General features: G+C 69.4%; 23 protein-coding genes and 2 pseudogenes. 10 read left to right on the top strand and 15 right to left on the bottom strand.

Features of this window, described 5'->3' with window-relative positions:
- Positions 1–5 precede the first annotated feature (5 nt).
- The 3 genes and pseudogenes from B9S58_RS07240 to B9S58_RS07250 all read right to left on the bottom strand — a co-directional run bounded on the left by B9S58_RS07240 (position 6) and on the right by B9S58_RS07250 (position 3117).
- Positions 6–979, bottom strand: a pseudogene (locus tag B9S58_RS07240) (cation diffusion facilitator family transporter).
- A gap of 78 nt (positions 980–1057) precedes the next feature.
- Positions 1058–1942 carry an acyl-CoA thioesterase II gene (locus tag B9S58_RS07245; protein WP_103531298.1) on the bottom strand — a complete coding sequence of 295 codons (885 nt, stop codon included), beginning with the start codon at positions 1940–1942 and terminating at the stop codon, positions 1058–1060.
- A 17-nt stretch (positions 1943–1959) separates the two neighbouring features.
- Positions 1960–3117 carry an acyl-CoA dehydrogenase family protein gene (locus tag B9S58_RS07250; RefSeq protein WP_097932910.1) on the bottom strand — a complete coding sequence of 386 codons (1158 nt, stop codon included), beginning with the start codon at positions 3115–3117 and terminating at the stop codon, positions 1960–1962.
- Between the two features lie 240 nt (positions 3118–3357).
- Here B9S58_RS07250 and B9S58_RS07255 point away from each other — a divergent pair, with 240 nt between their 5' ends.
- From B9S58_RS07255 to B9S58_RS07270, 4 genes are all read left to right on the top strand, one after another.
- Positions 3358–3699, top strand: a complete 342-nt coding sequence (locus B9S58_RS07255) for a DUF5713 family protein (RefSeq protein WP_103531299.1) — start codon at positions 3358–3360, stop codon at positions 3697–3699.
- A gap of 51 nt (positions 3700–3750) precedes the next feature.
- The gene (locus B9S58_RS07260; RefSeq protein WP_103531300.1) at positions 3751–4170 is read left to right on the top strand and encodes a helix-turn-helix transcriptional regulator; all 420 of its coding nucleotides are present in this window, start codon (positions 3751–3753) and stop codon (positions 4168–4170) included.
- A 10-nt stretch (positions 4171–4180) separates the two neighbouring features.
- Entirely contained in the window at positions 4181–4597 is a 417-nt protein-coding gene (locus B9S58_RS07265; RefSeq protein WP_103531342.1) for a VOC family protein, read from the top strand.
- Between the two features lie 111 nt (positions 4598–4708).
- The gene (locus B9S58_RS07270; protein ID WP_103531301.1) at positions 4709–7096 is read left to right on the top strand and encodes an excinuclease ABC subunit UvrA; all 2388 of its coding nucleotides are present in this window, start codon (positions 4709–4711) and stop codon (positions 7094–7096) included.
- Between the two features lie 48 nt (positions 7097–7144).
- On the opposite strand, the gene B9S58_RS07275 is transcribed toward B9S58_RS07270, so the two are convergent.
- Together B9S58_RS07275 and B9S58_RS07280 are read right to left on the bottom strand one after the other, a co-directional pair.
- Positions 7145–7366 carry a DUF397 domain-containing protein gene (locus tag B9S58_RS07275; RefSeq protein ID WP_103531302.1) on the bottom strand — a complete coding sequence of 74 codons (222 nt, stop codon included), beginning with the start codon at positions 7364–7366 and terminating at the stop codon, positions 7145–7147.
- Positions 7296–8159, bottom strand: coding sequence for a helix-turn-helix transcriptional regulator (locus B9S58_RS07280; RefSeq protein ID WP_103531303.1), 864 nt, complete (start codon positions 8157–8159; stop codon positions 7296–7298). The genes B9S58_RS07275 and B9S58_RS07280 overlap by 71 nt, the downstream gene beginning before the upstream one ends.
- Positions 8160–8292: 133 nt before the next feature.
- Between B9S58_RS07280 and B9S58_RS07285 the strand changes: the two genes are divergently transcribed.
- Complete coding sequence (locus B9S58_RS07285; protein WP_103531304.1) at positions 8293–8637, top strand: hypothetical protein; 345 nt, start codon at positions 8293–8295, stop codon at positions 8635–8637.
- 163 nt (positions 8638–8800) lie between these two features.
- On the opposite strand, the gene B9S58_RS07290 is transcribed toward B9S58_RS07285, so the two are convergent.
- Positions 8801–9295 (bottom strand): hypothetical protein, encoded by a 495-nt coding sequence (locus B9S58_RS07290; RefSeq protein ID WP_103531305.1) that lies wholly within the window; start codon positions 9293–9295, stop codon positions 8801–8803.
- Positions 9296–9393: 98 nt separating this feature from the next.
- On the opposite strand from B9S58_RS07290, the pseudogene B9S58_RS07295 reads away from it, so the two are divergent.
- Positions 9394–9983 (top strand): annotated as a pseudogene (locus B9S58_RS07295) (GNAT family N-acetyltransferase).
- Here the strand turns inward: B9S58_RS07295 and B9S58_RS07300 are convergent.
- From B9S58_RS07300 to B9S58_RS07325, 5 genes are all read right to left on the bottom strand, one after another.
- Entirely contained in the window at positions 9970–10887 is a 918-nt protein-coding gene (locus B9S58_RS07300) for an alpha/beta hydrolase (RefSeq protein ID WP_103531306.1), read from the bottom strand. The pseudogene B9S58_RS07295 and the gene B9S58_RS07300 sit on opposite strands and share 14 nt — an antisense overlap.
- A 156-nt stretch (positions 10888–11043) precedes the next feature.
- Positions 11044–11952: a trans-aconitate 2-methyltransferase gene (locus tag B9S58_RS07305; RefSeq protein ID WP_103531307.1), complete on the bottom strand. Its 909-nt coding sequence runs from the start codon at positions 11950–11952 to the stop codon at positions 11044–11046.
- Positions 11953–12271: 319 nt separating this feature from the next.
- A complete protein-coding gene (locus B9S58_RS07310; protein WP_258044209.1) occupies positions 12272–12832 on the bottom strand; it encodes a hypothetical protein in 561 nt (186 codons plus the stop codon).
- Between the two features lie 270 nt (positions 12833–13102).
- The gene (locus tag B9S58_RS07315) at positions 13103–13336 is read right to left on the bottom strand and encodes a hypothetical protein (protein ID WP_103531308.1); all 234 of its coding nucleotides are present in this window, start codon (positions 13334–13336) and stop codon (positions 13103–13105) included.
- Positions 13337–13899: 563 nt separating this feature from the next.
- Positions 13900–14814 (bottom strand): lytic polysaccharide monooxygenase, encoded by a 915-nt coding sequence (locus B9S58_RS07325; RefSeq protein ID WP_258044210.1) that lies wholly within the window; start codon positions 14812–14814, stop codon positions 13900–13902.
- 578 nt (positions 14815–15392) lie between these two features.
- Here B9S58_RS07325 and B9S58_RS07330 point away from each other — a divergent pair.
- Positions 15393–17507: a cellulase family glycosylhydrolase gene (locus tag B9S58_RS07330; RefSeq protein ID WP_181009217.1), complete on the top strand. Its 2115-nt coding sequence runs from the start codon at positions 15393–15395 to the stop codon at positions 17505–17507.
- Between the two features lie 667 nt (positions 17508–18174).
- Positions 18175–18423, top strand: a complete 249-nt coding sequence (locus B9S58_RS37845) for a peptidoglycan-binding protein (RefSeq protein WP_181009218.1) — start codon at positions 18175–18177, stop codon at positions 18421–18423.
- A gap of 93 nt (positions 18424–18516) precedes the next feature.
- Here the strand turns inward: B9S58_RS37845 and B9S58_RS07340 are convergent, their stop codons facing one another.
- Both B9S58_RS07340 and B9S58_RS07345 read right to left on the bottom strand, forming a co-directional pair.
- A complete protein-coding gene (locus tag B9S58_RS07340) occupies positions 18517–19842 on the bottom strand; it encodes a HAMP domain-containing sensor histidine kinase (RefSeq protein WP_103531310.1) in 1326 nt (441 codons plus the stop codon).
- Positions 19839–20516: a response regulator transcription factor gene (locus B9S58_RS07345; protein ID WP_103531311.1), complete on the bottom strand. Its 678-nt coding sequence runs from the start codon at positions 20514–20516 to the stop codon at positions 19839–19841. The genes B9S58_RS07340 and B9S58_RS07345 overlap by 4 nt, the downstream gene beginning before the upstream one ends.
- Before the next feature lie 412 nt (positions 20517–20928).
- On the opposite strand from B9S58_RS07345, the gene B9S58_RS37850 reads away from it, so the two are divergent.
- Entirely contained in the window at positions 20929–21669 is a 741-nt protein-coding gene (locus B9S58_RS37850; protein WP_181009219.1) for a Tn3 family transposase, read from the top strand.
- 132 nt (positions 21670–21801) lie between these two features.
- Positions 21802–22107, top strand: coding sequence for a PadR family transcriptional regulator (locus B9S58_RS07355; protein ID WP_103531312.1), 306 nt, complete (start codon positions 21802–21804; stop codon positions 22105–22107).
- Positions 22108–22300: 193 nt separating this feature from the next.
- On the opposite strand, the gene B9S58_RS38420 is transcribed toward B9S58_RS07355, so the two are convergent.
- Both B9S58_RS38420 and B9S58_RS07365 read right to left on the bottom strand, forming a co-directional pair.
- Positions 22301–22624 carry a DoxX family protein gene (locus B9S58_RS38420; RefSeq protein WP_219818870.1) on the bottom strand — a complete coding sequence of 108 codons (324 nt, stop codon included), beginning with the start codon at positions 22622–22624 and terminating at the stop codon, positions 22301–22303.
- A 102-nt stretch (positions 22625–22726) separates the two neighbouring features.
- Positions 22727–24001, bottom strand: coding sequence for an APC family permease (locus tag B9S58_RS07365; RefSeq protein WP_103531313.1), 1275 nt, complete (start codon positions 23999–24001; stop codon positions 22727–22729).
- Between the last annotated feature and the right edge of the window lie 267 nt (positions 24002–24268).

Consider the following 24268-nt stretch of genomic DNA (forward strand, 5'->3'; position numbering starts at 1 on the left):
AGTCCTCAGGAGCCGGGGGACTGCTGCCGCAGCCGCTGCGCCCGCCCCGGCGTCGGATCCAGATAGACCCGCCGGACCGAGGGGAACCGCTCGCGCAACTGCGCCTCCGCCTCCTCGCAGGCCCACTCGACCTCCGAGGCGGTGGCCATGTCCCGGAAGTCGATCTTCGCGGCGATCAGGATCTCGGCCGGCCCCTGGATGAGCGTGGTCAGTTCCAGTACGTCCACGATGTGCGGTACCGACAGCAGCTCCTCACGCACCCCGGACCGCATGGCCGGGGGCAGGGGCCGCCCGATGAGCAGCTGCGCGTTGGAGCGGCCCAGCACCCATGCCACGTACACGAGCAGCAGCCCGATCAGGCAGGACGCGATCCCGACCCAGACCCCCGAGCCCGAGAGCTGCCCGCCCAGCAGCCCGCCCGCCGCCAGCAGGAGCCCGATCAGGGCGGCCGAGTCCTCCATGACGACGGCCTTCACCGCCGTGTCCGGGGTGTGCCGCAGGTAGTACGCGTCCGGCACCCGCAGTCGTGATGCCTCGCGCCGCACCTGCTTGACTCCGGTGCGCAGCGAGTAGCTCTCCAGCAGGAAGGCGACGCCGAGGACGATGTAGGAGATGAGCGGATCGCCCAGCTCCACGCCCGCGACCAGGGTGTGCACCCCGTCGTAGACGGAGAAGACGGCCCCGCCGACGAAGGTGGCGATGGAGGCGAGCATCGCCCAGATGTAGCGCTCGGAGCCGTAGCCGAGGGGATGGGCCTCGTCGGCCGGCTTCCCGCTCCGCTTGAGCGCGGTGAGGAGCATGACCTCGGTGACGGTGTCGGCGACCGAGTGGGCCGCCTCGGAGAGCATCGCGCTGGAGCCGCTGATCAGCCCGGCGGCGGCCTTCGCCACGGCGATGCCGAGGTTGGCGACGGCCGCCACGATCACCGTGAAGGTGGACTCCCGCCATCAGCTTCGCTCTCCGTTTTCACGTCGCTCATGGTGGGGAGTATGTCCGAAATGCCACTTCGGGTGGTGCTCATCCCCACCGGGGGGACGCGTCATCCCTGAGGAACGCGTCAATCCCGGGGAACGCGGACGACGCCCTCCTGGATGACGGTGATCGCCAGCTGCCCGTCGGCGGTGTAGATACGGGCCTGGCCCAGTCCGCGCCCGCCGGACGCGGAGGGCGACTCCTGGTCGTACAGCAGCCATTCGTCCGCCCGGAACGGCCGGTGGAACCACATCGCGTGGTCCAGGCTCGCGCCGACCACGTCCCCGACCGCCCAGCCGCCCCGCCCGTGGGCGAGCAGCACCGAGTCGAGCAGGGTCATGTCGGAGACGTACGTGGCCAGGCAGACGTGCAGCAGCGGGTCGTCGGCGAGCTTGCCGTTCGTCCGGAACCACACCTGCGAACGGGGTTCGCGCGCCTCGCCCACCGTGCCGAACGGCGGCGCGTCCACGTACCGCAGGTCCACCGCGGCCCGCGCCTCGATCAGCCGGTCCACGACACCGGGATCGCTGAAGCGGTCCGCGTACCGGGGCAGCATCTCGGCGGCCGTCGGCAGGGAATCCGGGTCCGGGGCGGCGGGCATGGGTGCCTGGTGCTCCATCCCCTCCTCGTACGTCTGGAATGACGCCGAGAGGTGGAAGATCGGCTGCCCGTGCTGGACGGCGACGACGCGACGGGTGGTGAAGGACCGCCCGTCGCGGATCCGGTCGACGCTGTAGACGATGGGTGCGCCGGGGTCGCCGGCCCGCAGGAAGTACGAGTGGAGGGAGTGGGCGGCCCGGTCGGCCGGGACGGTGCGGCCCGCGGCGACGAGCGCCTGGGCCGCTACCTGGCCGCCGAACACCCGGGGCACGAGCGCGCTGCGGCTCACGCCCCGGAAGATGTCCCGCTCGATCTGCTCCAGGTCGAGCAGGTGGAGCAGATCGAGCAGGGGATCGGGACTCTCGTTCATGGAGGGACGGTATCCCCTTACAGGCCCATGGACTTGGCGATGATCGACTTCATGACCTCGCTGGTGCCGCCGTAGATGCGGTTGACCCGGTTGTCCGCGTACAGGCGGGCGATCGGGTACTCGTTCATGAAGCCGTAGCCGCCGTGCAGCTGGAGGCAGCGGTCGATGACGCGGTGGGCGACCTCGGTGCAGAACAGCTTCGCGGAGGCGGCCTCGGCCGCCGTCAGCTCACCGGCGTCCAGGGCCTCCAGCGCGCGGTCGGCGACGGCCTGGGCCGCGTCGACCTCGGCCTGGCACGCGGCCAGCTCGAACTTGGTGTTCTGGAACGAGGCGACCGTCTTGCCGAAGACCGTGCGCTCCCGCACGTAGTCCGAGGCGAAGCGGACGGCGGCCGCGGCCTGGGCGTACGCGCCGAAGGCGATGCCCCAGCGCTCGGAGGCCAGGTTGGTGCCGAGGTAGCCGAAGCCCTTGTTCTCCTCGCCGAGGAGGTCCTCGGCCGGGACCTTGACGTCGACGAACGCCAGCTCGGCGGTGTCGGAGGTCTTCAGGCCCAGCTTGTCGAGCTTGCGGCCGACGGAGTAGCCCGCGGACTTGGTGTCGACGGCGAAGAGGGAGATGCCGAAGCGGCGGTCGTCCTCGCGCGGGGCGGCGGTGCGGGCGCAGACGATGACGCGGTCGGCGTGCACGCCGCCGGTGATGAAGGTCTTCGCGCCGTTGAGGACGTAGTGCGTGCCGTCCTCGGAGAGCTTGGCGGTGGTCTTCATGCCCGCGACGTCGGAGCCGGTGCCCGGCTCGGTCATCGCGAGGGCCCACATCTCCTCACCGGTGGCGAACTTCGGCAGCCAGCGCTTCTTCTGCTCGCCGGTGGCGAGCATCTTCACGTAGGGCAGGCCGAGCAGAGTGTGCACACCGGAGCCGCCGAAGGAGACACCCGCGCGGGCGGTCTCCTCGTAGATGACGGCCTCGTACTTGTGCGAGTCGATGCCCGCGCCGCCGTACTCCTCGTCGACCTCGATGCCGAAGATGCCCAGCTCACCGAGCTTGAGGTAGAAGTCGCGCGGCACCTGGCCCGCGGCGAACCACTCGTCGTAGACCGGCACGACCTCGGCCGCGATGAAGGCGCGGATGGTCTCCCGGAACGCCTCGTGGTCCTCGTTGAATACCGTACGGCGCACGGGATGCCTCCTAGGTCGGCAGTCGATTCGCGGAATGCGCGGAACTTATGGTGCTGCCTAAGCGCTTGCTCAGACTCCCTTCGAAGTTACCCGCCGGTTGTGGTCGCTGTCCAGGGTGATGCTCGGCACGCGGAAGCCGGTGGGGACCAGCGGCCGGGCCCGATTGTCAGTGGTGTGGGGGAGTATCGGGAACAGCGGCGACAGAACGTATGGACGCACGGAACCTATGGGGGGACCACCATGGCGATCACGAACGAGCAGTTGGCGGGGCACGCGTTCCTGGCCCTGCTGTACGAGGACGACTACTTCCCGGACCACGTCCTGGACAAGGGCACGGCGGTCTTGCGCGCCCTGTGCGAGCGGATCGAGGCCGAGAACCCCGCGGACCTCACCGCCCTGTACGCGCTGACCGCGGTGGCGACCGAGGCCTTCAACGACCTGGAGGCGGAGTTCGAGGCGGCGGGCAGCGAGCTGGAGACGGTCGCCCGCGAGGAGATAGGCGAGGCCTTCTGGATCATCGCGACGGCGTACGGCTTCACGGACGCGGACCCGGAGGAGCTGATCGCCGAGCGCGAGTGGTGACGGGTTCGGGGATGAAGCGCCGGGCGCCGGCCGCCGTGGGAGGGTGAAGAAGTGAGGCTGGAGGATCTGGCCCGGCTGCGTCGGGCCCGTGACCGCATGGACCGCGAGTACGCCGAGCCGCTCGACGTCCCTTCGCTGGCCCGCGCCGCCCTGATGTCGCCCGGCCACTTCTCCCGCAGCTTCCGCGCCGCCTTCGGCGAGACCCCGTACAGCTATCTTATGACCCGCCGCATCGAGCGGGCCAAGGCCCTGCTGCGCCGGGGAGACCTGTCGGTCACGGACGTCTGCTTCGCCGTCGGCTGTACGTCGCTGGGCTCGTTCAGCTCCCGCTTCACGGAGCTGGTCGGGGAGAGCCCGAGCGCCTACCGGGCCCGCCCCCACGACGCGGGCGAGACCATCCCGGCGTGCGTCGCCAAGATGCTCACGCGACCGGTCAGGAATGGAGAAGCCAATCCCCCCGCCCGCCCGTAGCGTGAAACGCATGAACATCAACCTCTCTCAGTGCTTCATCGCCGTCGACGACCACGACAAGGCGCTCGCCTTCTACCGCGACGCCCTGGGAATGGAGGTGCGCAACGATGTCGGATTCGAAGGCATGCGCTGGGTGACCGTCGGGTCCCCTGCGCAGCCGGACGTGGAGATCGTCCTCGAACCCCCGCTCGCGGACCCGAACGCCCCGGCCGCCGACCGTCAGACCATGGCCGAGCTGCTCGCCAAGGGCATGCTCCGCGGCGTCATCCTCTCCGCCGAGGATGTGGACGCCGCCTTCGAGAAGGTCCGCGCCGCGGGCGGCGAGGTGCTCCAGGAGCCGATCGACCAGCCGTACGGCGTCCGCGACTGCGCCTTCCGGGACCCCTCCGGCAACATGCTGCGCATCACCCAGGCCGGCAAGAAGTAACACCCGCCCCACTGGGGCCGGGGCCCGATACGGGCCCCGGCCCTCACGTACGACCAGTAGGCTCCGCGCACCAACAGGCTCCGCGCACCAGTAAATGGAGAGACGACGAGCATGGCTCCGAGAACGAAGACCCAGCAGCCGCCCGCGCCGCACGCCGCCGACAGCCACGACCTGATCCGCGTGCACGGTGCGCGGGAGAACAACCTCAAGGACGTCAGCATCGAGCTACCGAAGCGCCGGCTGACGGTGTTCACCGGAGTCTCCGGCTCGGGCAAGAGCTCGCTGGTGTTCAGCACCATCGCGGCGGAGTCCCAGCGGCTGATCAACGAGACCTACAGCGCCTTCGTCCAGGGTTTCATGCCCACACAGGCGCGGCCCGACGTCGATGTGCTGGACGGGCTGACGACCGCGATCATCGTCGACCAGCAGCGGATGGGCAGTGACCCCCGTTCCACGGTCGGCACCGCCACCGACGCCAACGCCATGCTCCGCATCCTCTTCAGCCGGCTCGGAAAGCCGCACATCGGCCCGCCCGGTGCGTTCGCCTTCAACGTTCCCTCGGTGACGGCGAGCGGCGCGATCACCGTCGAGCGCGGCGGCAAGAAGGCGGTCAAGGCGACCTTCAGCCGCACCGGCGGCATGTGCCCCCGCTGCGAGGGCCGCGGATCGGTCTCCGACATCGACCTCACCCAGCTCTACGACGACTCCAAGTCGATCGCCGAGGGCGCGTTCACCATCCCCGGCTGGAAGTCGGACAGCTGGTGGACCGTGCGGACGTACGCGGAGTCCGGCTTCCTCGACCCCGACAAGCCGATCGCCAAGTTCACGAAGAAGGAGATGCAGGACTTCCTCTACCGGGAGCCGACCAAGGTGAAGGTCGAGGGCGCGAACCTCACCTTCGAAGGGCTGATCCCCAAGATCCAGAAGTCGTTCCTCTCCAAGGACCGCGAGTCGATGCAGCCCCACATCCGGGAGTTCGTCGACCGGGCGGTCACCTTCACCACCTGCCCCGAGTGCGAGGGAACGCGGCTCACCGAGGGCGCCCGCTCCTCGAAGATCAAGAAGATCTCCATCGCCGACGCCTGCGCGATGGAGATCCGTGACCTCGCGGAATGGGTCCGAGGCCTGGACGAACCCTCGGTCGCCCCGCTCCTCGAAGCCCTCCAGCAGACCCTGGACTCCTTCGTCGAGATCGGTCTCGGCTACCTCGCCCTGGACCGGCCCTCGGGCACGCTGTCCGGCGGCGAGGCCCAGCGCGTCAAGATGATCCGCCACCTCGGCTCCTCCCTCACCGACGTCACGTACGTCTTCGACGAGCCCACCATCGGCCTGCACCCGCACGACATCCAGCGCATGAACGATCTGCTGCTGCGCCTGCGCGACAAGGGCAACACGGTCCTGGTCGTGGAGCACAAGCCCGAGGCCATCGCCATCGCCGACCACGTGGTCGACCTCGGCCCCGGGGCCGGTACGGCGGGCGGCACGGTCTGCTTCGAAGGCACCCTGGAAGGACTCCGCGCCTCCGACACCGTCACCGGCCGCCACCTCGACGACCGGGCCGCCCTCAAGGACGAGGCGCGCAAGTCCACCGACGCGCTGGAGATCCGCGGCGCGACCTCCCACAACCTCCGTGACGTCGACGTCGACATCCCGCTCGGTGTGCTCACCGTCATCACCGGCGTCGCCGGTTCCGGAAAGAGCTCCCTCGTCCACGGGTCGATCCCGGCGGGCGAGAACGTCATCTCGATCGACCAGAGCCCCATCCGCGGTTCGCGCCGCAGCAACCCGGCGACGTACACGGGCCTTCTCGAACCCATCCGCAAGGCCTTCGCCAAGGCCAACGGCGTCAAGCCCGCCCTGTTCAGCGCCAACTCCGAGGGTGCCTGCCCCACGTGCAACGGTGCGGGTGTCATCTTCACCGACCTCGGCATGATGGCCAGCGTCTCCAATCCCTGCGAGGACTGCGAGGGCAAGCGGTTCCAGGCCTCGGTACTGGACTACCACCTCGGCGGCCGCGACATCAGCGAGGTCCTCGCGATGTCGGTCGCCGAGGCCGAGGAGTTCTTCGGCTCCGGCGAGGCGGCCATCCCGGCCGCACACAAGATCCTGGACCGCCTCGCGGACGTCGGCCTCGGCTACCTGAGCCTCGGCCAGCCGCTCACCACCCTGTCCGGCGGCGAACGCCAACGCCTGAAGCTGGCGACGCACATGGGCGACAAGGGCGGAATCTACGTCCTCGACGAACCGACCACCGGCCTGCACCTCGCGGACGTCGAGCAGCTCCTCGGCCTGCTGGACCGCCTGGTCGACTCCGGAAAGTCGGTGATCGTCATCGAACACCACCAGGCGGTCATGGCCCACGCCGACTGGATCATCGACCTCGGCCCCGGCGCGGGCCACGACGGCGGCCGGATCGTCTTCGAGGGCACCCCGGCCGACCTGGTCGCGGCTCGCTCGACGCTGACGGGCGAGCACCTGGCGGAGTACGTGGGGGAGTGAGGCCGCGCCTTCGGGCCGCCTGCTGGGCCTCTCCGTCCGACCTCCGGGTCAGGCGGAGAGGGCGCCGCCCTTGAGCGCGTCCACGAAGGACGTCCAGCCGGCGGCGGGGATGAGCAGGGCGGGCCCGCCGGGGACCTTGGAGTCGCGGACGGGGACGGCGGTGGGGTGGTGGTCCTGGACTTCGAGGCAGCTGCCTGACTCACTGCCGCTGTAGGAGGACTTGCGCCAGCGGGTGGGCGAGAAGTTGGTCGGGATGTTCCGCCTGGCCATGTTCTCTGTAGCCCTTCGCTGTTGCCTTCACCACTGCCAAAGAGTCGTCTCGTGACAGAGAGTCGCTCAGTGAAAGAGCGTAACGGCTCTGAAGTGCCTCGACTACGGCTGGCGAGTCGTGCAACTTCCCTACCCGCACTCCTTCGCTGTAGGCGACTGGCGGCTGGTCATCGAACCACATCAACGTCAGCATGCTTTCCAGCAACGAGTGGAACCCGATCGACATGGGAAGCACGTGCGTGCGGATGAGCTTCGCTTCGGTGAGCTCGACGATGTGGTCCAGCTGCTCCGCCATGACCTTCGGTCCACCGATCGGACGCCGGAGCGACGCTTCGTCCAAGATCGCCCAGACCACAGGTGGCTTCGCGCTTTGGAAGATCTTTGCGCGATTCAGCCGTGCGACGACGGCCTTGTCACACTCCGTCGGGCTCACCGGTGGGAACGCCATGCCGAGGACGGCACGTGCGTACGCCTCGGTCTGGAGGATGCCCGGGAGAAATGACAGGGCGAACTCGCGGATCATCGTCGCCTGCTGTTCGAGATGCCGCGCCCCGCCGAAGTAGTCCGCGAGAACTCCGTCATCCTCCGCTCCCGGCCGGAAGCTCGTGAGCACATTGCCCGTGCCCAGCGCCGTATCCAGTCGTCGGGCATCCTCCTCGCTCGGCATGCGACGCCCCGCCTCGATGTGCGAGATATGCGACCGCGTCATGATCGCCATGTCCGCAAGTTGCTGCTGTGTCAGCCCGGCTGCTTCCCGCTGAGCCTTCAACCATGTGCCATAGGTGTTACTCACAGCCAACTCCCGTGCGACGAGCGCGATGTCACCCCGAACCCCCTGGCGAGCCTAGCCGCACCGCTCGCACTCTGTGAGTGGATCGCTACGCAGCGAAGAATTCACCCCCACTGCTCACGGAGTTGACGCCCTCATGAAAGAACAACCGCTGGACACCGTCCGCCTGCTCCCCTGGGCCGGAACGGCAGGCAGGCCGTGTTACGTCGTCGGCAACGGCGACGGCAAGGTCTCGCGTGAGGCCGACAAGGTCGAGGCCATGCAACTCGGCATGGCATACGAACTCCTCGACCACGCCGACGACATGGTCGAGGACGACCGGTCCACCGCCGTCCAGCTCCGCCACGTCGCCGCCGCTCTGGCGCACTCCCTACGGGACGTACATCGCGTCGCCCGGAGCCGGGGCCTGAGGCTGGGGATTCCCGACGCCTTCGAGCCGGGTCACCCGTCGGGTCCGGGGCTGGTCCTACTGCGGCCCTGAGGCGGTACGGGCCGCACGGCGGGCTCTCCGTCGTTGAGGTCGGCCAGTTCGTGGGCTGTCATGCGGCCCCGGTTCTGGAGCGGCAGGAGGAGGGAGATGAGCCGTCCGGCGCGCATGGCGGGGATTGTCACCGGACGGGGGGATCACTGGTCGTACGGGCGTTTCAGGCTCCGGCCGAGCAGAACACGCACACATCCCAGTACGGCAGCCCGTCCAGCACCCGGTGACGTACGCACGAGGCCATCGCGGCGTTCTGCGGCCCGGGCAGGACATCCGCACCCGCCTTTGCCGTCGCGGGGTCGAACGCCTCCGCCATCGCCCGGTACGTACGCAGGTAACCCTCGGCCCGGGGCGGTTCGTACGTCAGCTCCTCCCACCGGTGGCGGGTCAGCGCCAGATCGAGGACGCGCAGCAGGAAGTCCTTCGCCGCGGCCCGCTCCTGAGGCGTGTCCCCCCAATCGAGGTCCGCCAGGTCGAAGCCGACCACCCCGCGCCCCATCACACTCTGGTCCTGGAGCGTCAGCAGGGCGGCGAAGCGGAAGTCCCAGGGCTCGCGGGCCAGGGTGGACACGGCGAGCATCAGGACGTCCACGAAGACCGCCGTGCCGCTGTTGGCCATCTCCAGGTACCGGCCGTCACCGCCGTCGAAGATGTTCATGCGCTGAGCGTAGGGAGGGGGCCGACCTCCTGTCAGTCGAGTAATGGGCGGGCCCGTGACCTTGACCTACGGGTTCACCGGCGGGCGATCATGGGCCTATGAACCGCGTTCTCTCAACGTTGCCCGCGATGCCCTCGGGCTGCCTCGCCGGGACCCCGCAACCTGTGCTCGCGGCTGACGACGGTCTGCTGCTGCGACCGTGGGAGCGGGCCGACGCGGCGGAGTTCCTCTCCGCGTACGAGGATGAGGAGACCCGCCGCTGGCACACGCACCGCCCCTCGACCGAGGCCGAGGTCCAGGAGTGGTTCGCCGCGTACCGTCAGGACTGGGAGCGCGAGAAGGGCTGCCACTGGGCCGTCGCCCGCGACGGCGGCGGAGGTGAAGTGCTCGGCCGGATGGCGCTGCGCCGCCTGGACTTCGATGACGGCGTCGCGAACGTGGCGTACTGGGTGCTCCCGGACGCCCGCGGGGCGGGGGTGGCCTCCCGGGCGCTCGCGGTGCTCAGCGCGTGGGCCCTGGACGGCATCGGCTTCTACCGCCTGGAGTTGGACCACTCGACGCGTAACCACGCCTCGTGCCGGGTCGCCGCCAAGGCCGGCTACCGACTGGAGGGCACCAAGCGCGACGCGGCCGTGCAGACGACGGCCGGCACGACATGCATCTGCACGCCCGGGTCAGGGGAGACTGATCCTGTCGCGCAGCCAGGAGTTGATGCCGTCGAGCGCCGTCGCGGCCAGGGCGGTGGGGTGGCCGGTGAAGCCGTGGGGCGAGGCGGGGTAGACGCGGAGTTCGACGTCGTTGCCCGCCGCCGACAACCGACCTGCCAGCGTCAGGTTGTCCTCCAGCAGCACGTCCTCGCTGCCCACGACCAGGAGTGCCGGGGGAAGCCCGCTCAGGTCGGCGTAGAGAGGGGAGATGTCGGGAAGAGTGCGGTCCGCCGCATGGCCGACGTAGGCCTGGATGAAGTACTCGTCCGCGATGCGACGGCCGCCCGGAGTCCGTGCGCTCAGGTCGTAGGTGCCGAAGCGGAGCGCGGCCCCGGCGAACCGGTCGACGACGCCCCGGTCCCGCAGCCGGAGCATGGTCGCCAGAGCGAGGGTGGCTCCGGCCGAGCTTCCGCCGATCGCGAGCCGCGAGGTCCCGAAACGGGCCTCGGCCTCCTCGACGAGCCAGAGCGCCACCGCTTCGCAGTCGTCGGGGGCGGCCGGCCAGGGGTGCTCGGGCGCGAGCCGGTAGTCGACGGCGATGACGGCGATCTGCAGGGCGTCCGCGAGCGCGCGATGGCGTTCGTCGCCCTGGGCGGCGGTGCCCAAGTAGAACCCGCCGCCGTGGATGCCTAGGTGGACGCCCCGGGGCGGGCCCTCGGTGGGCAGGGAGATGCGGACCGGGACGCGTAGCCCGGCGACTTCGACCGTCTCTTCGAGGGGTGGTGGAACGACGGAACGGGGCGCGGGCTTCTTCGCCCGTGCCTCCTCCAGCTCCGCGAAGTCGGCAGGCCCACGGCCTGCCACTCGCGACCGGTAGAAGTCCCGTGCCGCGGCGATCTGTTCGGCGGGCACGTCCGCCAACAGTGCTTCCAGGGCGAATCGCATGGGCCGCTCCTCATCCGCTCGGGTCTCAGCCGGATGCTATCGGCGCCGCCGACCGGGCAGGCGCTCGGACGATCGGCTCGATCGGGTTCGTTGTCCGCAGCTGGGCCCGGCGCCGCGAGTGCCGGGCGGCCAGGGAGATCTCGGCGGCCTGCCTCCTTATGCCTTCATGCCTTGCTCGACGGGGCGGGCCATCCAGGTTCGGCGCAGGGACCGTACGACGAGGTCTCCGCGGTGGCGTACGTCCTCGGGCCCGCCGCCGATGAGCCGGTCGAGCGCGGCCAGGTCGTCGGCGCCGACGCGCCCGTCGAGCGAGCCGCGGATCCGCTCGAAGACCAGGAAGGCGTACCGGCCCGCCCCCTCGGGCAGCGGGGCGCGCAGCTCCCACGGCTCGGCGCGCTCCTGCTCGACGGAGAAGCCGGCGGTCATCAGCAGGGAGCCCCAGTCGGCGCCCCGGTGCGGCAACCGCTGGGCGTGCAGGCCGTCGAGTGCCGCGCGGCAGCGGGCCTCCAGCTTGCCCGGCTCCCCGTCCTCGGGCAGGAAGGACGGCATCCCGTCCACCTCCGCGACGGCCAGCAGCCCTCCGGGGCGCAGTGCGGCGCGGATGCCGGCCAGAGCGGTCCCGGGGTCGTCCAGATGGTGCAGGGAGGCCGACGCCCAGACGAGGTCGGCGTCGACCACTCCCGGCAGCCCGGCACCGGCGTCGGCCTCCAGTGTGCGCACACGGTCGACCAGCCCCCGGTCGCGGGCCGCCGAGGCGAGCCGCTCCAGCATCGCGGGGGAGCTGTCGACGGCGGTCACGCGGGCGGTCGGGAACTGATCCAGCAGGGCGAACGTGCCGGTCCCGGTACCCGAGCCGAGGTCGACGACGTGCCGGACGTCGTCACCGGCCAGACAGGCGATACGCCCGGTGAGCGCGGTCAGGTGAGGCGCGAAGAGGGCGGCGTCGAGGTCGAGGATCTCGGGAAGGCCGTTCGGGGTGCTGTCGGAAGCGTGGGTGTGATCGTGGGCATGCGCGGAAAGCTTTCCGTGCTGGTGCTGGTGCTGGTGCTGGTGTGCGTGAGCCATGCGATCGAGCGTACGACCTCCTGCTGCTGGCGCATTCTTTCTTGCCGACAACGCAAGAAGATGGCGCTGGAGCCGACCGCGCAGGCAACTCGCAGTCGATCTCCAGGCAACCGGCGGGCCGCATCCGGAGGACGGCCCATGAGCACCTCTTGATTCCGTACCGCTTCGGAGGCTTCGTCCTGCTCGCCGTCACGGCGACCGCCGCACCGGTCCCTCCTGTGCGGTGGTCCCGGCCGGGGCTCGTCCTGGAGATGTGCTCCCGGACGGTCCGCGCGCACGGACTCCTTGTTCCTGGCCCCGATCTCGCTGAGGAAGCAGGTCAGCCGCTGGCAGCCGCTCGGGCCTGGCGTGCCCGGTCAAGGAGGATCAGCGACGCAGCAGCCGCACCGAGGGCGGCTCCGATCAGGCACACCGAGTTGAGAGCCCCGCCCCGGGTGAGGGAGACGGCGGCCAGGGCGGGCGTGATGCTGATACCCAGTTGGAACGCCGACACGGTAGCGGCGCCGGCCAGGGTCGGTGCGTCGGCTGCGCCGGTGAAGACGCGCCCGTAGATGGCCGGGTTCACCACGAACGCGGCGATGCTGATCAGAACGACTGTGGTAACCACCGCCCAGACGTGCTCGATCGCGACGACCGTGACGGCCGAGAGGATCACGATCGCCGACGCCCCGGCCAGAAGTGCGAGGTGAGGGCGCTGGTCGGAGATACGGCCGCCGGTGGACAGACCGATGAGGGCGCTGATCCCGAAGAGAGCGAGGATCGCCTGGATCCAGACCTCGGGCAGGGCGGTGATCTCTTCCGGCATGGCGGCCAGGTAGCTGAAGGTGATCATGTAGGCCGCGGTGGTCGGGATGGTGACCGCGAACAGGCCCCAGAGCATCGGTCGCCGCAGGATGGAGATCTCCCGCGACAGGCTCGGTCGGGTGAGCCGGGCGTGGCCCGACTCGGCCGCGGGCAGGCGGAGCAGACCCCCGAAGATCCCGGCGGGCGTCAGGGGCCACGACCACCCAGAAGCCCGCCTCCGGCAGGACGCCAGCCAGCAGCAACTCGGCGGTGCCCATGGCGAAGAGACTGAAGCCGAGCACGTACACACCGGCGGGCAGGCCGTCGGACGTCGGCTTTCGGGATGTCACCGCGGTGTCACTGGTCATCAGCGCACCCCTCCGGCGCCACGGTGCTGGTCCGGGACGGCGGAGGACCGCTCCTGCTCGATAAGCCAGCCGGCCATGCCGATGCCGGCGGTCGCTCCCGCGCCCGCAGCGGCGACGACCTGGGCACGCGGATGGACGACGTTCCCCGCCGCCCACACCCCGGGTACATCCGTGGCGCCTTGCCGGTCGACGGTAACCAGTCCGTTCCCGGGGTTCTCGCCCGCGCCCACCATCTTCAGGACCGCGCCGTGCGGGACCGGGCGTCGCCGTACCTCGTATACATGACCCCCGTGTGCCGCAGCGCCCCACCACGAGAGACGGCCGGCAACTGATTCCGTTGTCGCGCCATCAGGGAGAGCCGCGCGCCTACCAGATGGTTATCCCCGCGCACGTCGAAGAGCCGCACCTGCGGGTCCACGCAGGGTACAAGTGGCTCTACGTGCTGCGCGGGCGACTTCGTGTGAAGCTGAGCGACCGCTACGTCGTCGTGGGCGAGGGCGAAGCCGCCGATGGCGTATCCGATATCGGGCCCCGAAACTACGGGCTCTCGGAGTCGGTACGCTTCTTACCGCCCCGCATGCTTCGCGGCTCGGCTGACAGCGGGAGCCGTGGACCGAGGCCTCTGGGTCGGTCGGTCAAGTGGCCTGGCAGAGGCCGGCGGCGGTGAGGTCCTGCTCGCGCAGCGGGGTGAGTCGATGTCGAGCTCCGGGTCGTACGAGTCGGGCTTGGGCGCCGAGGCCGTGTGTCTCGATGCCTGCATCGCTCGGCGACGGCCGTGTCACCAGAGAGGCGCGCCTCAGAAGCAGCGTATGTCGGTGAAGGCAGGCACATCATCTGACGCCCCTGTGAATCCGGCCGTGGCCGACTCGCCTGGGTCCAGGCTTCTGTTCCACTCCGGAGCATGCACCATGGCCGTGTGCCCCGTCGCCATGAAGGAGCCGTTCCAGCCCTCAACCAGCCTCGCATTGTCAGGCATCGTCCACTGAACAGCCCAACCCGTCATCCTGCGAGTGCCGTTGTTGGTGACCGAAACGCTTCCCTGGTGGCCCCCCGGCCAGCTGTGTGTCACGGCCACCGATGCGGAGCAGTCGGCTGGCTCCGGCGGAGGCGGAGGCGGAGTCTCGTCGTTGCCGAGTACAACGTCGGAGCAGTTGTAGAACGTCTCTGTGCTGTCGGACCTCTCCCAGACGCTGTAGACGACGTGACGGCCGCTCAGCCCCTCGGGCAGGCTGCCGCGCAGGCGATAGGTTCCGTCGGTGAGCGGCGGCTGAGGGTCGGCAGTGAGGAAGGGTTCCGACTGCAGGTCGTCCCAGTGCAGCGGGCGGGTTGGATCGAATCCCTGTCTGGTGATGTAGATCCGGAAGCGGCCCGGGTGCGGCACCCACGCGGCGTACGTGAACTCGTAGTCGCTCCCGGCGAGCAGTGCCTGCACGGGCCAGTGGCCACTGGGAAGGTCCAGACCGGCGTATTTGGATGAACCGCCGCTGCACAGTTGCCCATCGGGTATGAAGCCGCGAGTGCGTCCGGCACCGTCTGAGCGAAGCACGCCGTACCAGTCGTACAGCGCCTGTGTCCCTGAGACGGCCACCGCGTCGGCGCACGCCGTGTTGACTGGGTCGATCTCCCCGCTTGGGCGCAGCCCATCCAGGTAGCAGGCGTAGGTCCGGCTGGCGGGAGAAATCATCGCGCCGTGCGCGTCGGCTTGCTGCACGGGAAGAAGCATCATGAGTAGGGACAGGAGAGCGAGGCCCGGTACGGTCCAGGTCGCACGTCGATTCACTTCGGTGTTCCTCCGTTCGGAGTCGAAGAGGTTGCCTCGGTAGCGCTCAACGGGCGCGGACAGGTCGGTGTATGAAGCAGGGACTCTGATGCCCGGGGCGGGTCCTCTGGGGTGGGAGCGCTCCCACATTCGGCCATGGTGAGCTCGTCCTGATGCCGTGTCAAGGGGTGACGCCTGAGTCATCCTGCTCCTGCACGCCGCCCGTGCCGGCTGTCGCCGCACCTCTTGACATCGACCGTGCAGGCTGGCTTTATGTCGTCGCACCACCCGCATCCGAGAACTCGCCTCCCGCCGGTCCGGCGGGAGCAGGGCGTTCCTGCCTCCTCCCCTGATTGCTGGGAGCGCTCCCATACATGCGGATTGACCTCGGTGGTCGATTCTCACGACCTGCGCCGCCGGGTCACCGCTCAGTTCCGATACGGCGACCATCGCTGGCTCCATCGGCCCTCTCGGGCGTTGTGGGCCGCCCTCCCGACCGCCGTCCAAACATCACGAGAGAGCGAGCCCCCATGTCTTTAGTATTCCGCGAAGCGGCACCGGCACGGCGCTGGTGGACTGCGGCGGCATCCCTGCTCCTTGGTCTGGTGGTCGCCGTGGCGCCCGCCCTGGTCCCGGCCGCATCAGCCGCGCCAGTACGGGCCCCGGATTCAGCCGCCTCCCAAGCGGACTGGTTGCACACGCAGGGGAACCAGATCGTCGACGAGGCCGGCAAGCCCGTGCGTCTCACCGGCGTCAACTGGTTTGGCTTCAACACCTCGGAGCGCGTTTTCCATGGGCTGTGGACCGCCAACCTAGAGGTCGTCACACGGCAGATGGCCGAGCGGGGCATCAACATGGTTCGCGTGCCGATCTCGACCCAGCTGCTACTCGAGTGGAGATCGGGCGGCCTCGCCCCCGCTTCCGGCATCAACACCGCCGTCAACCCCGTGCTTGCCGGCATGAGCACCCTGGAGATTTTCGACCACTGGCTTGGCTTGTGCGAGCAGTACGGCCTCAAGGTCATGCTCGACGTGCACAGCGCCGAGGCGGACAATTCCGGCCACGTGTATCCCGTTTGGTGGAAGGGCTCCATCACTCCTGAGAGGTTTTACCAGGCATGGGAGTGGGTGACCACCCGCTACCGGGACGACGACACCATCCTCGCGATGGACGTCAAGAACGAACCACACGGAAGGTTCAACGAGTCCCCGCGCGCCAAGTGGGACGGCAGCACCGACACAGACAACTTCAAGCACACCTGCGAGACGGCGGGTCGGCGCATTCTGGCCGTCAATCCTCGGGTACTCGTACTTTGCGAGGGCATCGAGATCTACCCCAAGGACGGTATCGGCTGGGGCTCCGGCGACCCTCGCGCTTTCCACAGCAACTGGTGGGGAGGGAACCTGCGCGGAGCGCGCGATCACCCTGTGGACCTCGGGACCGACCAGGACCAGCTCGTCTACTCCCCCCACGACTACGGGCCGCTTGTGTACCAGCAGCCCTGGTTCCAAGGCGACTGGAACCGCCAGACCCTCGAGCGCGACGTCTGGGATCCGAACTGGCTCTATCTCCACAAGGAGAACACCGCCCCCCTGCTGATCGGCGAATGGGGCGGCTTCCTGGACGGCGGCCCCAATGAGAAGTGGATGAAGGCGCTGCGCGGGCTCATCTCCGACGAGGGACTGCACCACACCTTCTGGTGTCTCAATCCCAACTCCGGCGACACCGGGGGCCTGCTCCAGGACGACTGGAGGACGTGGGACGAGGAGAAGTACGCCTTCCTCAAGCCCGTGCTGTGGCAGCAGGACGGGAAGTTCGTGAGCCTCGACCACCAAGTACGCCTAGGCGGAGAGCACAGCACCACGGGAATCAGCCTCTCCGAGGCGCGGGGCGAGACGCCCGAACCGGACACGCAGGACCCCTCGGCCCCGTCCCGCCTCTCGGCGGCCACCACCACCAACAAGGTCACGCTGACCTGGCAGGCCGCCTCCGACAACGTCCGTGTCACGGGCTATGACGTCTACCGCGACGGCCGGCGAGTCGCAGGCCCGGTGCGCGAGACCTCCTACACCGATCGCGGCCTTGCCGCGGGAATGCACTACCGTTACACGGTACGAGCCCGTGACGCGGCCGGGAACGTGTCGTCGCAGTCGGTACCGCTCACCGTGTGGACCGAGGAGCCCGGTACACCCAGTGGCGAGCTGACGGTACTGCACCGCAGCGGCGACGCAGCCCCGGGGGACAACGCCCTGCGTCCCCACCTGCGCATCGTGAACAGCAGCGATCAGCCGGTCGATCTCTCCGGCATCACCGCTCGCTATTGGTTCACGAGCGACGGTGGACCGGTCGTCAACGCGTGGTGCGACTACGCCGCCCTGGGCTGCTCCGGCCTGCGGCTGAGGGTGGTGCGGTTGAGCGAGCCACTCGAAGGCGCCAATTCCTATCTGGAGGTCTCCTTCACCGGTGGATCACTGGAGCCCGGCCGCGGCACCGGAGACATTCAGCTGAGGGCGAGCAAGGCCGACTGGTCGAACTTCGACGAGACCGACGACCACAGTGGCGGAGACTCGGGCCCCTACAGTGAGGCACCACGGGTCACCGCCTACATCGCGGGAAGCCTCGCGTGGGGCGAAGAGCCCCGCTGAGCCCTGACTCGGTGGGGTCGGCCCTCGTACCGGCCCCATCGAGAGGCGTGCCGCCCCGCCTGGTTGCTCTCTTCCCAGCCGGGTGCCCTCGGGGGAAGAGGAACTGGGTGCGCTGGCAAGATCGACACGGGGGACCGACATGCCCTTCTGGGCGGAGAATGGACTTCGGCGGACCCGGCTCCGCGGAACCGCCGCGCCAGCAGAGGACATGAGACCGAGCGATCACCCCGCGGACCGACCGGTCCATGTCACGTGCTCGCAGGGAAAATTCGTTGAGGGGGAGGCTCCGATTCCAAGGCACCGACGCGTAAGGCCAGCCGCTCAGGCAGGGCGCGGGAGCATCAACCGGCTGTGGGCCGCTGCCGTGGTCGCGTTGCTCGGACTGCTGACGGCTGCCCTGTTCCACATGGTCACGCGCGCGGTCGAGCCGTACCAGCCCGCGGATCTCCTGCCGCCGGGCGCCGCCTCCAGTCCCTCCATGTCGCCTCCCCCTTCCGAGGCTCGCCGATCCGGAACACCTGAAGCTCCCGAATCGGAGCCCGGACAGGGGCCGCAGAAGCGGGAGGAACCGGTCGCCGAGTCACCGGCACCGGTGTCGACTCCCCCCTCTCCGCGGTCCCGCGCGGGGGAACCGCCCAGCACGCCGTCGGTCAGCGCGTCCGTATCGATGGGACCGCAACCGCTGAAGCCGACGAGCGCGTCGGTGGTGTTGGCTCCCGGCGATCAGGGCAGCGCTGTTCTCGAACTGCAGCGACGGCTGAGGACAGTCGGTATCACAACGGCGCCCCTGGACGGCTCCTACGGACAGCCCACCGAGGCGGCGGTGCAGAACTACCAGGCCATGCGGGGCATCAGCACGGACCCCTCAGGAGTCTACGGACCGGATACCAGGGCCGCCCTGGAGTCGGAGACCTGACCGGCCCACTGGGCACGGCAGTTGGAACGACCACTCCTGCCGGGGAGTTCTCGCGTGAAGCCTGAAAGCGGCGAGGCCGGGTGCCCTGCCGGGTCACGGGCTCCCGCGACGACCGGGCCCGTCGCACCGTGCGTCGCCCAGCCGCAGAACAACCCGTGCGCCGCCCCAACGGCTCGTCCCGACCACCAGCCGCCCTCCTGCCTCCACGGCGGCCCTGGCCGCGATGTCCAGGCCCAGGCCGCTCGACATCGCCCCGCTGTGGCCGCGGACCGCGGCGGCCTCGGGGGCGGAGAACCCCGGCCCCGAGTCCTCGACCGCCAAGGTGGGGACACCGTCGAGCAGTCCGGCGTACACGGCGCATCCGGTGCCGGGTGGGGTGTGGCGGAAGACGTTGCCCAGCAGCGCGTCCAGTGCGGAGGCAAGGTCCTCCTCTGGCACGCGAACCGCAAGCGGTACCGGGCCCACGGATACCTCGCACCTTCGGCCCTGTGCCCGTGCCAGAGTCACCCAGAAGGCCATGCGGGCCCCCACGACCGCGGTGAGATCGGCTTGGTGTCCGGCTGCGTTGGGAGTGTCACGCCCTCCCTCACGGGTGCGGCCGATGAGATGGGTGATCTGCTGGTCGAGCGCGCTCACCGCTGCCCGAAGGCGCCCCGCCACGGGCTCCTGGACCAGATCCAGTTCCAGCGTCAGAGCTGTCAGCGGGGTGCGAAGCCGGTGCGACAGGTCTGCGGAGAACTCCCGCTCCGCTTGCATCAGACTGGCGATACGGTCGGTCATCGTGTTGAAGGCCAAGGCGACCTTGCGGACCTCCTGCGGACCGCCGATGTGAACGCGCACCCCTAGCTCGCCCCGGCCCACGGTGGAGGCCGCACGAACAAGATCGGCGGAGGAGCGCACCAGACGTCGTGCCATGTGATCCGTGCTCACAACGGAGATCAGGGTCAGCGACGCGACGGCGGCCGCAAGCACGGTCCATACGGCGGCTACACGGTGGCTCCTCTCCTCCTCCCGCACGAGCGATTCCACGTAGGCCGTACGGCCCTCTGGTGTGCGCAGAGACAGCAGGAGCAGCTCCCGGCCGGCCGCATCGCGTATACGAACCGATCGGGTACCGGCAGTGGCCCGACGCGCTGCTTCGGCGTCGAGACGGCAGTGCCCCACTTCCGGTCCCTCGGGCAGGCGGACGCACGTCGAAACCGCGTCCTCCCCGGTGCTGCGCCACGCCGTGCGCACCGCGCGAGACTCACGGGTGGCCGCAAGGACCGTCACCAGCACAGCAGCCCGGCGCTCCGCCCTCTGCTGGGCACGGTTCTCTGCCTGCTGCCGGGCGGCGTATCCGAGGGGGAGTGCGAAAGCGAGCGTGGTGAGCAGCGCAATTCCGAGGGACAGGCCCAGCTGCCACGCACGCAGGGTCATGCCGTCGGCTCCACGAGTCTCAGCCCCACACCCCTGACAGTTTCCACGTAGTCGCGCGCGCCCCCGCTCCGCGCCAGTTTGCGCCTGAGCCAGTAGACGTGCACGTCTATCGTTCGGTCGTACACATCGCAGCCCCGCCAGACCTCGTTCAGAAGTTCTCGGCGCGTGACCACAGCCCCTTGGCGCTGGGCCAGGTAGGCGAGAAGGTCGAACTCCCGTCGATTGAGGCCGACGGCCACCGTGCCCAGTGTCACCAGGCGGCTCCTCAGGTCTATGGACAGCTCCCCCACGCGTAAGGTGTCGGGCGGAGCTTGGCCGGCACGGCGCAGCACCGCCAGTACCCGAGCAGCGAGCTGTTCACCGGAGAACGGCTTGACCAAGTAGTCGTCAGCGCCATCGCGCAGCAGCTGTACGATCTCGGACTCGTCGCTGCGCGCCGTGGCGATGATGACCGGGATTCGGCTGACGGCCCTCATCATCTTCAGCGCCTGGCCGCCATCGAGGTCGGGCAGACCCAGATCAAGAACAACCAGGCCCGGCAAGGGTGGGACGAGCCTGCGCATGAGTTCCATCGCCGTGCCCACCGAGGTCACGCGGTAGCCTGCATAGGTCAGCGCACGGGCGAGCGCTTCACGGACGAGTATGTCGTCCTCGACGATGAGAACCGTGGTCATGCGATCACCGTACGGCAGGCTGCCACCCCACAGGATCCGTGGCGGCGACCGCCCAGCCATCTACGTGCTCGCGGGCCGTCTTTCGCAGAACCACGTTCTCATCCTGCAGCGGGGCCGGCGGCTGGCCCGGTTCCTGCGTCCGCAGTGCCCGGGGATGGTGTGCTCCGGCTGCCCGGACCCAGTTCCGCAGGGTCTCGGGGCTGAATACCGGATCGGTGGCTGCTGGTCATCGCTCTCCGGCGGCGACTCCTACAGGGCGACCGCGTCTGCCTTGAGCTCCGGCGGTCCGGCGGATCGTCGAGCGGTCGATCAGCAAGGCGGCCGCGGCGAAGAACCGGCCGGCCGGCATTGCGCTGGAGAAGGTGGCGGCCTCTGTACGGGAGGGGGCGATCTCCTCGTCCACACTGTTCAAGTGGCTGCGCCGGACTCCAAGGAGAACGCTACCTACGCCGTCTTCCGCGAGGTCGGCCGCGTGATCCGCACCGTCCAGCTGCTGCGGTACCTCTGTGATCCGGCGCTTCGCCGACGGGTGACCGCAGCGACGAACAACAAGGAAGCGTTCAACGGCTTCTCGCAGTGGATCGGCTTCGGCAACCGAGGGGTCATCGTGGACAACGACCCGGTCGAGCAGGAGAAGGCGATGAAGTTCAACGTGTTGCTCACGAACGTGGTGATCTTCCACAACGCCCTGGACATCGCCGAGATCGTGCGGCAACTGCTGGAAGAGGGCTGGACGACCGAGCAGGATGACCTGGCCCGCATCTCGCCGTACCCGACCGAGCACATCAACCGGTTCGGCGAATACTCCACACACGAACTCGGCATCCAGTCCGAGGCGTACGACTCGAAGCTGGACCTCGTCTTCGCCCCGTTCCGCGACCAGGATCCGGCCGTCGGCTTCACTATCGCGGGTCGACATCAGATGCCGATATCTGCGAGCGAGCCCGTGATGGAACAGCGAGCACTCCCTCGACCGCGTCATCGAGTACCTCGGGGCCCGCTTCCCCCCACCACGACGAACAGACCGTCTCCGAGACCGTGTACGCCACTCACGCCCGGCTGCGGGAGTGCACCACGGTCAGCACGCACCCAGCGGCAGGCCGGGGACGCGCTCGCCCGCACGCTGCCCAAGCGCCCCCTCCAGCAGGCGTAGCCCACAGACCGAGAGATCAGGTGGCCGTGGTGAACCTGGGCTCGAAGCCGTAGCGGGAGGCATCGGACGAAGTCTGGTGCGGCGTAGGATCGGATGCCGATATCGGTTTCGTCACTGCCGGAGGTGGCCAGGGTGCGGGAGTTTCAGCGGGGCGCGGTGCGGCTGCACATCCTGCATCACGCGGCCGAGGAGGGGATCCACGGCGCGTGGATGACCGAGGAACTGGCCTCCCACGGCTACCAGATCAGCCCCGGTACCCTGTATCCGACGCTGCACCGGCTGGAGGCCGACGGCCTGTTGACCTCCGAGCAGCGGGTGGTCGACGGCCGCACCCGGCGCGTCTACGAGGCGACCGAGGCCGGAAAGCAGGCCCTGGCCGAGGACCGGCAGGCGCTGAAGGAGCTCGCCCGCGAGGTCCTGGGCGACGAAGCCCCGTAGGTCCGGTGGGTCATCGGGCCGCCGCGGCGGCCGCAGCGGCTTGGGCGTGGGTGGTGCGGGCCAGGCGGGCGTCGAGCGAGTAGGCGCCAGCACCAGCGAGCAGCAGGAGAGGCTGCCGCACAGCTGGACGATGTCGGTGCGCGATTCGTGGGCGAAGTCCCACCAGCCTGACTTGCCCGCGAACAGCCGGGCGTCACCCCCCCAGGATCCGCAGCTTGGTGATCAGCAGCGCACCGGCCATGTCCACGATCGTCGGGACGGCAGCGAGCCGGGTGAGCCGCCCCGCCAGGATGAGCAGGCCGCAGACGATCTCGGAGAAGCCGTCGAGGGCTGCGATGAAGCCGAGGGCGGGGATGCAGGCCTTGGCGAACCTGCCGGTACCCTGCGCGTCAGGGCGGAGGAACGTCAAGATGCCCTCGGAGTAGAAGACAGCGCGGATGTAGAGGCGGATGGAGACCGTGGCCGCGGGCGCGCTGGTGGCGGTCGGCATCGCCTGCCACGTACTGGGCTGCGTCATGAGGGTGCACCTCCCGTCGCAAGGCGTATCGGTTCTCGATATCGTCCCGCGAGTTAGGAGGTCGCCAGCGGCATTCCGGCCGGTCGACGAGGGCGAGTCTTCCTAGGAACTGTGTGTGGGCATCATGCGGCGCACCCTGTAGGCCGCGGCGCCGAGGGCCAGGACCGCGGTCCCCCAGATCACCGAGGACGCCGGGAGAGCGAAAGCCAGGACGAGGCAGCCGCCCAGCCCAACGGCCGGGACGACACGCGCCGGGCGCCGCTCGTCCAGGGAGAGGGTCCAGGCGGAGGCGTTGGCGACGGCGTAGTAGACGAGGACACCGAAGGAGGAGAACCCGATCGCCCCGCGCACATCGGCCGTTGCCGCGACCACCGCCACCACCACGCCGACGACAAGCTCGGCGCGGTGCGGCACCTTGAACTTCGGGTGCACCGCCGCCAGGGTGTGTGGCAGGTGCCGGTCGCGGGCCATGGCCAGCGTGGTGCGGGAGACGCCGAGGAGCAGGGCCAGCAGCGAACCGAGCGCGGCCACGGCGGCACCGACGCGCACGACCGGGACGAGCCAGTCGGCGCCCGCGGCCCTGGCCGCGTCCGACAGCGGCGCGGCAGCCTCCGCCAGCCCCTTGGGGCCGAGGACGGTCAGAACGGCGACGGCGACGAGGGCGTAGATGACCAGGGTGATGCACAGCGCGGCCGGGATGGCCCGGGGAATGGTGCGGGCGGGGTCGCGGACCTCCTCGCCCAGGGTCGCGATGCGCGCGTACCCGGCGAAGGCGAAGAACAGCAGCCCCGCTGCCTGGAGCGCCCCGAAGAAGGTCGCGTCGTCCCTGATGCCGAGCCGGGTCGTGTCCGAGGCCGAGGAGGTGAGTGCGGCGACCACGACGGCGGCGAGCACCGCCAGGGCCACCGCCACGATGATCCGGGTCAGCCACGCGGACTTCTGCACCCCGGTGTAGTTGATCGCGGTCAGCGCCACCACCGCCGCGACCGCGACCGCATGGGCCTGGCCCGGCCACACGTACAAGCCGACGGTGAGGGCCATCGCCGCGCAGGAGGCGGTCTTACCCACCACGAACGCCCAGCCCGCCAGGTAGCCCCAGAAGTCGCCGAGCCGCATCCGGCCGTACACGTACGTGCCGCCCGACGTGGGGTAGCGGGCCGCGAGCCGGGCGGAGGACGTGGCATTGCAGTAGGCGACCACCGCGGCAAGGACCAGGCCGATCAGCAGTCCGGAGCCGGCCGACCGTGCGGCCGGGGCGAGCGCGGCGAAGATCCCCGCGCCGATCATCGACCCCAGGCCGATCACCACGGCATCCGGCACTCCCAGCCGACGGCTCAGCTCGTCCGGCACCCCGGCGGCGGTCGATGGCTTGCTCATGGCCCACTCCCTCGACGGCACAGTCGCATACGTTTCGTGCTCCGATATCGGGAGACGATATCTGAGCCCCTATCCGGCCGCGGACCCGCACTCCGGGCCATGGATGCACGCTTGGTGCTCGCAGAAATGAACAGCCCTGAGAGACCGGAGATCCCTGCCGGATCGTGTCCTGTTTGCCTCTGATCCTCGTTCTCGCAACCTCTCGCGAAACGGCATTCACACAAGGCCCTTCGCGATAGGTTCTGCGAGATTCCTCAGCCCGCCGAA

The organism is Streptomyces sp. SM11 (genome assembly GCF_002910905.1).
Lineage (GTDB): Bacteria > Actinomycetota > Actinomycetes > Streptomycetales > Streptomycetaceae > Streptomyces.

What these genes read in the sequence shown, in the direction of transcription:
- B9S58_RS07245 (WP_103531298.1), bottom strand. Translation starts at nt 1,942, where the DNA reads ATGAACGAGAGTCCCGATCCCCTGCTCGATCTGCTCCACCTGCTCGAC.
- B9S58_RS07255 (WP_103531299.1), top strand. Translation starts at nt 3,358, where the DNA reads ATGGCGATCACGAACGAGCAGTTGGCGGGGCACGCGTTCCTGGCCCTG.
- B9S58_RS07265 (WP_103531342.1), top strand. Translation starts at nt 4,181, where the DNA reads ATGAACATCAACCTCTCTCAGTGCTTCATCGCCGTCGACGACCACGAC.
- B9S58_RS07270 (WP_103531301.1), top strand. Translation starts at nt 4,709, where the DNA reads ATGGCTCCGAGAACGAAGACCCAGCAGCCGCCCGCGCCGCACGCCGCC.
- B9S58_RS07275 (WP_103531302.1), bottom strand. Translation starts at nt 7,366, where the DNA reads ATGGCCAGGCGGAACATCCCGACCAACTTCTCGCCCACCCGCTGGCGC.
- B9S58_RS07285 (WP_103531304.1), top strand. Translation starts at nt 8,293, where the DNA reads ATGAAAGAACAACCGCTGGACACCGTCCGCCTGCTCCCCTGGGCCGGA.
- B9S58_RS07290 (WP_103531305.1), bottom strand. Translation starts at nt 9,295, where the DNA reads ATGAACATCTTCGACGGCGGTGACGGCCGGTACCTGGAGATGGCCAAC.
- B9S58_RS07300 (WP_103531306.1), bottom strand. Translation starts at nt 10,887, where the DNA reads ATGCGATTCGCCCTGGAAGCACTGTTGGCGGACGTGCCCGCCGAACAG.
- B9S58_RS07305 (WP_103531307.1), bottom strand. Translation starts at nt 11,952, where the DNA reads ATGGCTCACGCACACCAGCACCAGCACCAGCACCAGCACGGAAAGCTT.
- B9S58_RS07310 (WP_258044209.1), bottom strand. Translation starts at nt 12,832, where the DNA reads ATGCTCTGGGGCCTGTTCGCGGTCACCATCCCGACCACCGCGGCCTAC.
- B9S58_RS07315 (WP_103531308.1), bottom strand. Translation starts at nt 13,336, where the DNA reads ATGGTGGGCGCGGGCGAGAACCCCGGGAACGGACTGGTTACCGTCGAC.
- B9S58_RS07330 (WP_181009217.1), top strand. Translation starts at nt 15,393, where the DNA reads ATGTCTTTAGTATTCCGCGAAGCGGCACCGGCACGGCGCTGGTGGACT.
- B9S58_RS37845 (WP_181009218.1), top strand. Translation starts at nt 18,175, where the DNA reads ATGGGACCGCAACCGCTGAAGCCGACGAGCGCGTCGGTGGTGTTGGCT.
- B9S58_RS07340 (WP_103531310.1), bottom strand. Translation starts at nt 19,842, where the DNA reads ATGACCCTGCGTGCGTGGCAGCTGGGCCTGTCCCTCGGAATTGCGCTG.
- B9S58_RS07345 (WP_103531311.1), bottom strand. Translation starts at nt 20,516, where the DNA reads ATGACCACGGTTCTCATCGTCGAGGACGACATACTCGTCCGTGAAGCG.
- B9S58_RS38420 (WP_219818870.1), bottom strand. Translation starts at nt 22,624, where the DNA reads ATGACGCAGCCCAGTACGTGGCAGGCGATGCCGACCGCCACCAGCGCG.
- B9S58_RS07365 (WP_103531313.1), bottom strand. Translation starts at nt 24,001, where the DNA reads ATGAGCAAGCCATCGACCGCCGCCGGGGTGCCGGACGAGCTGAGCCGT.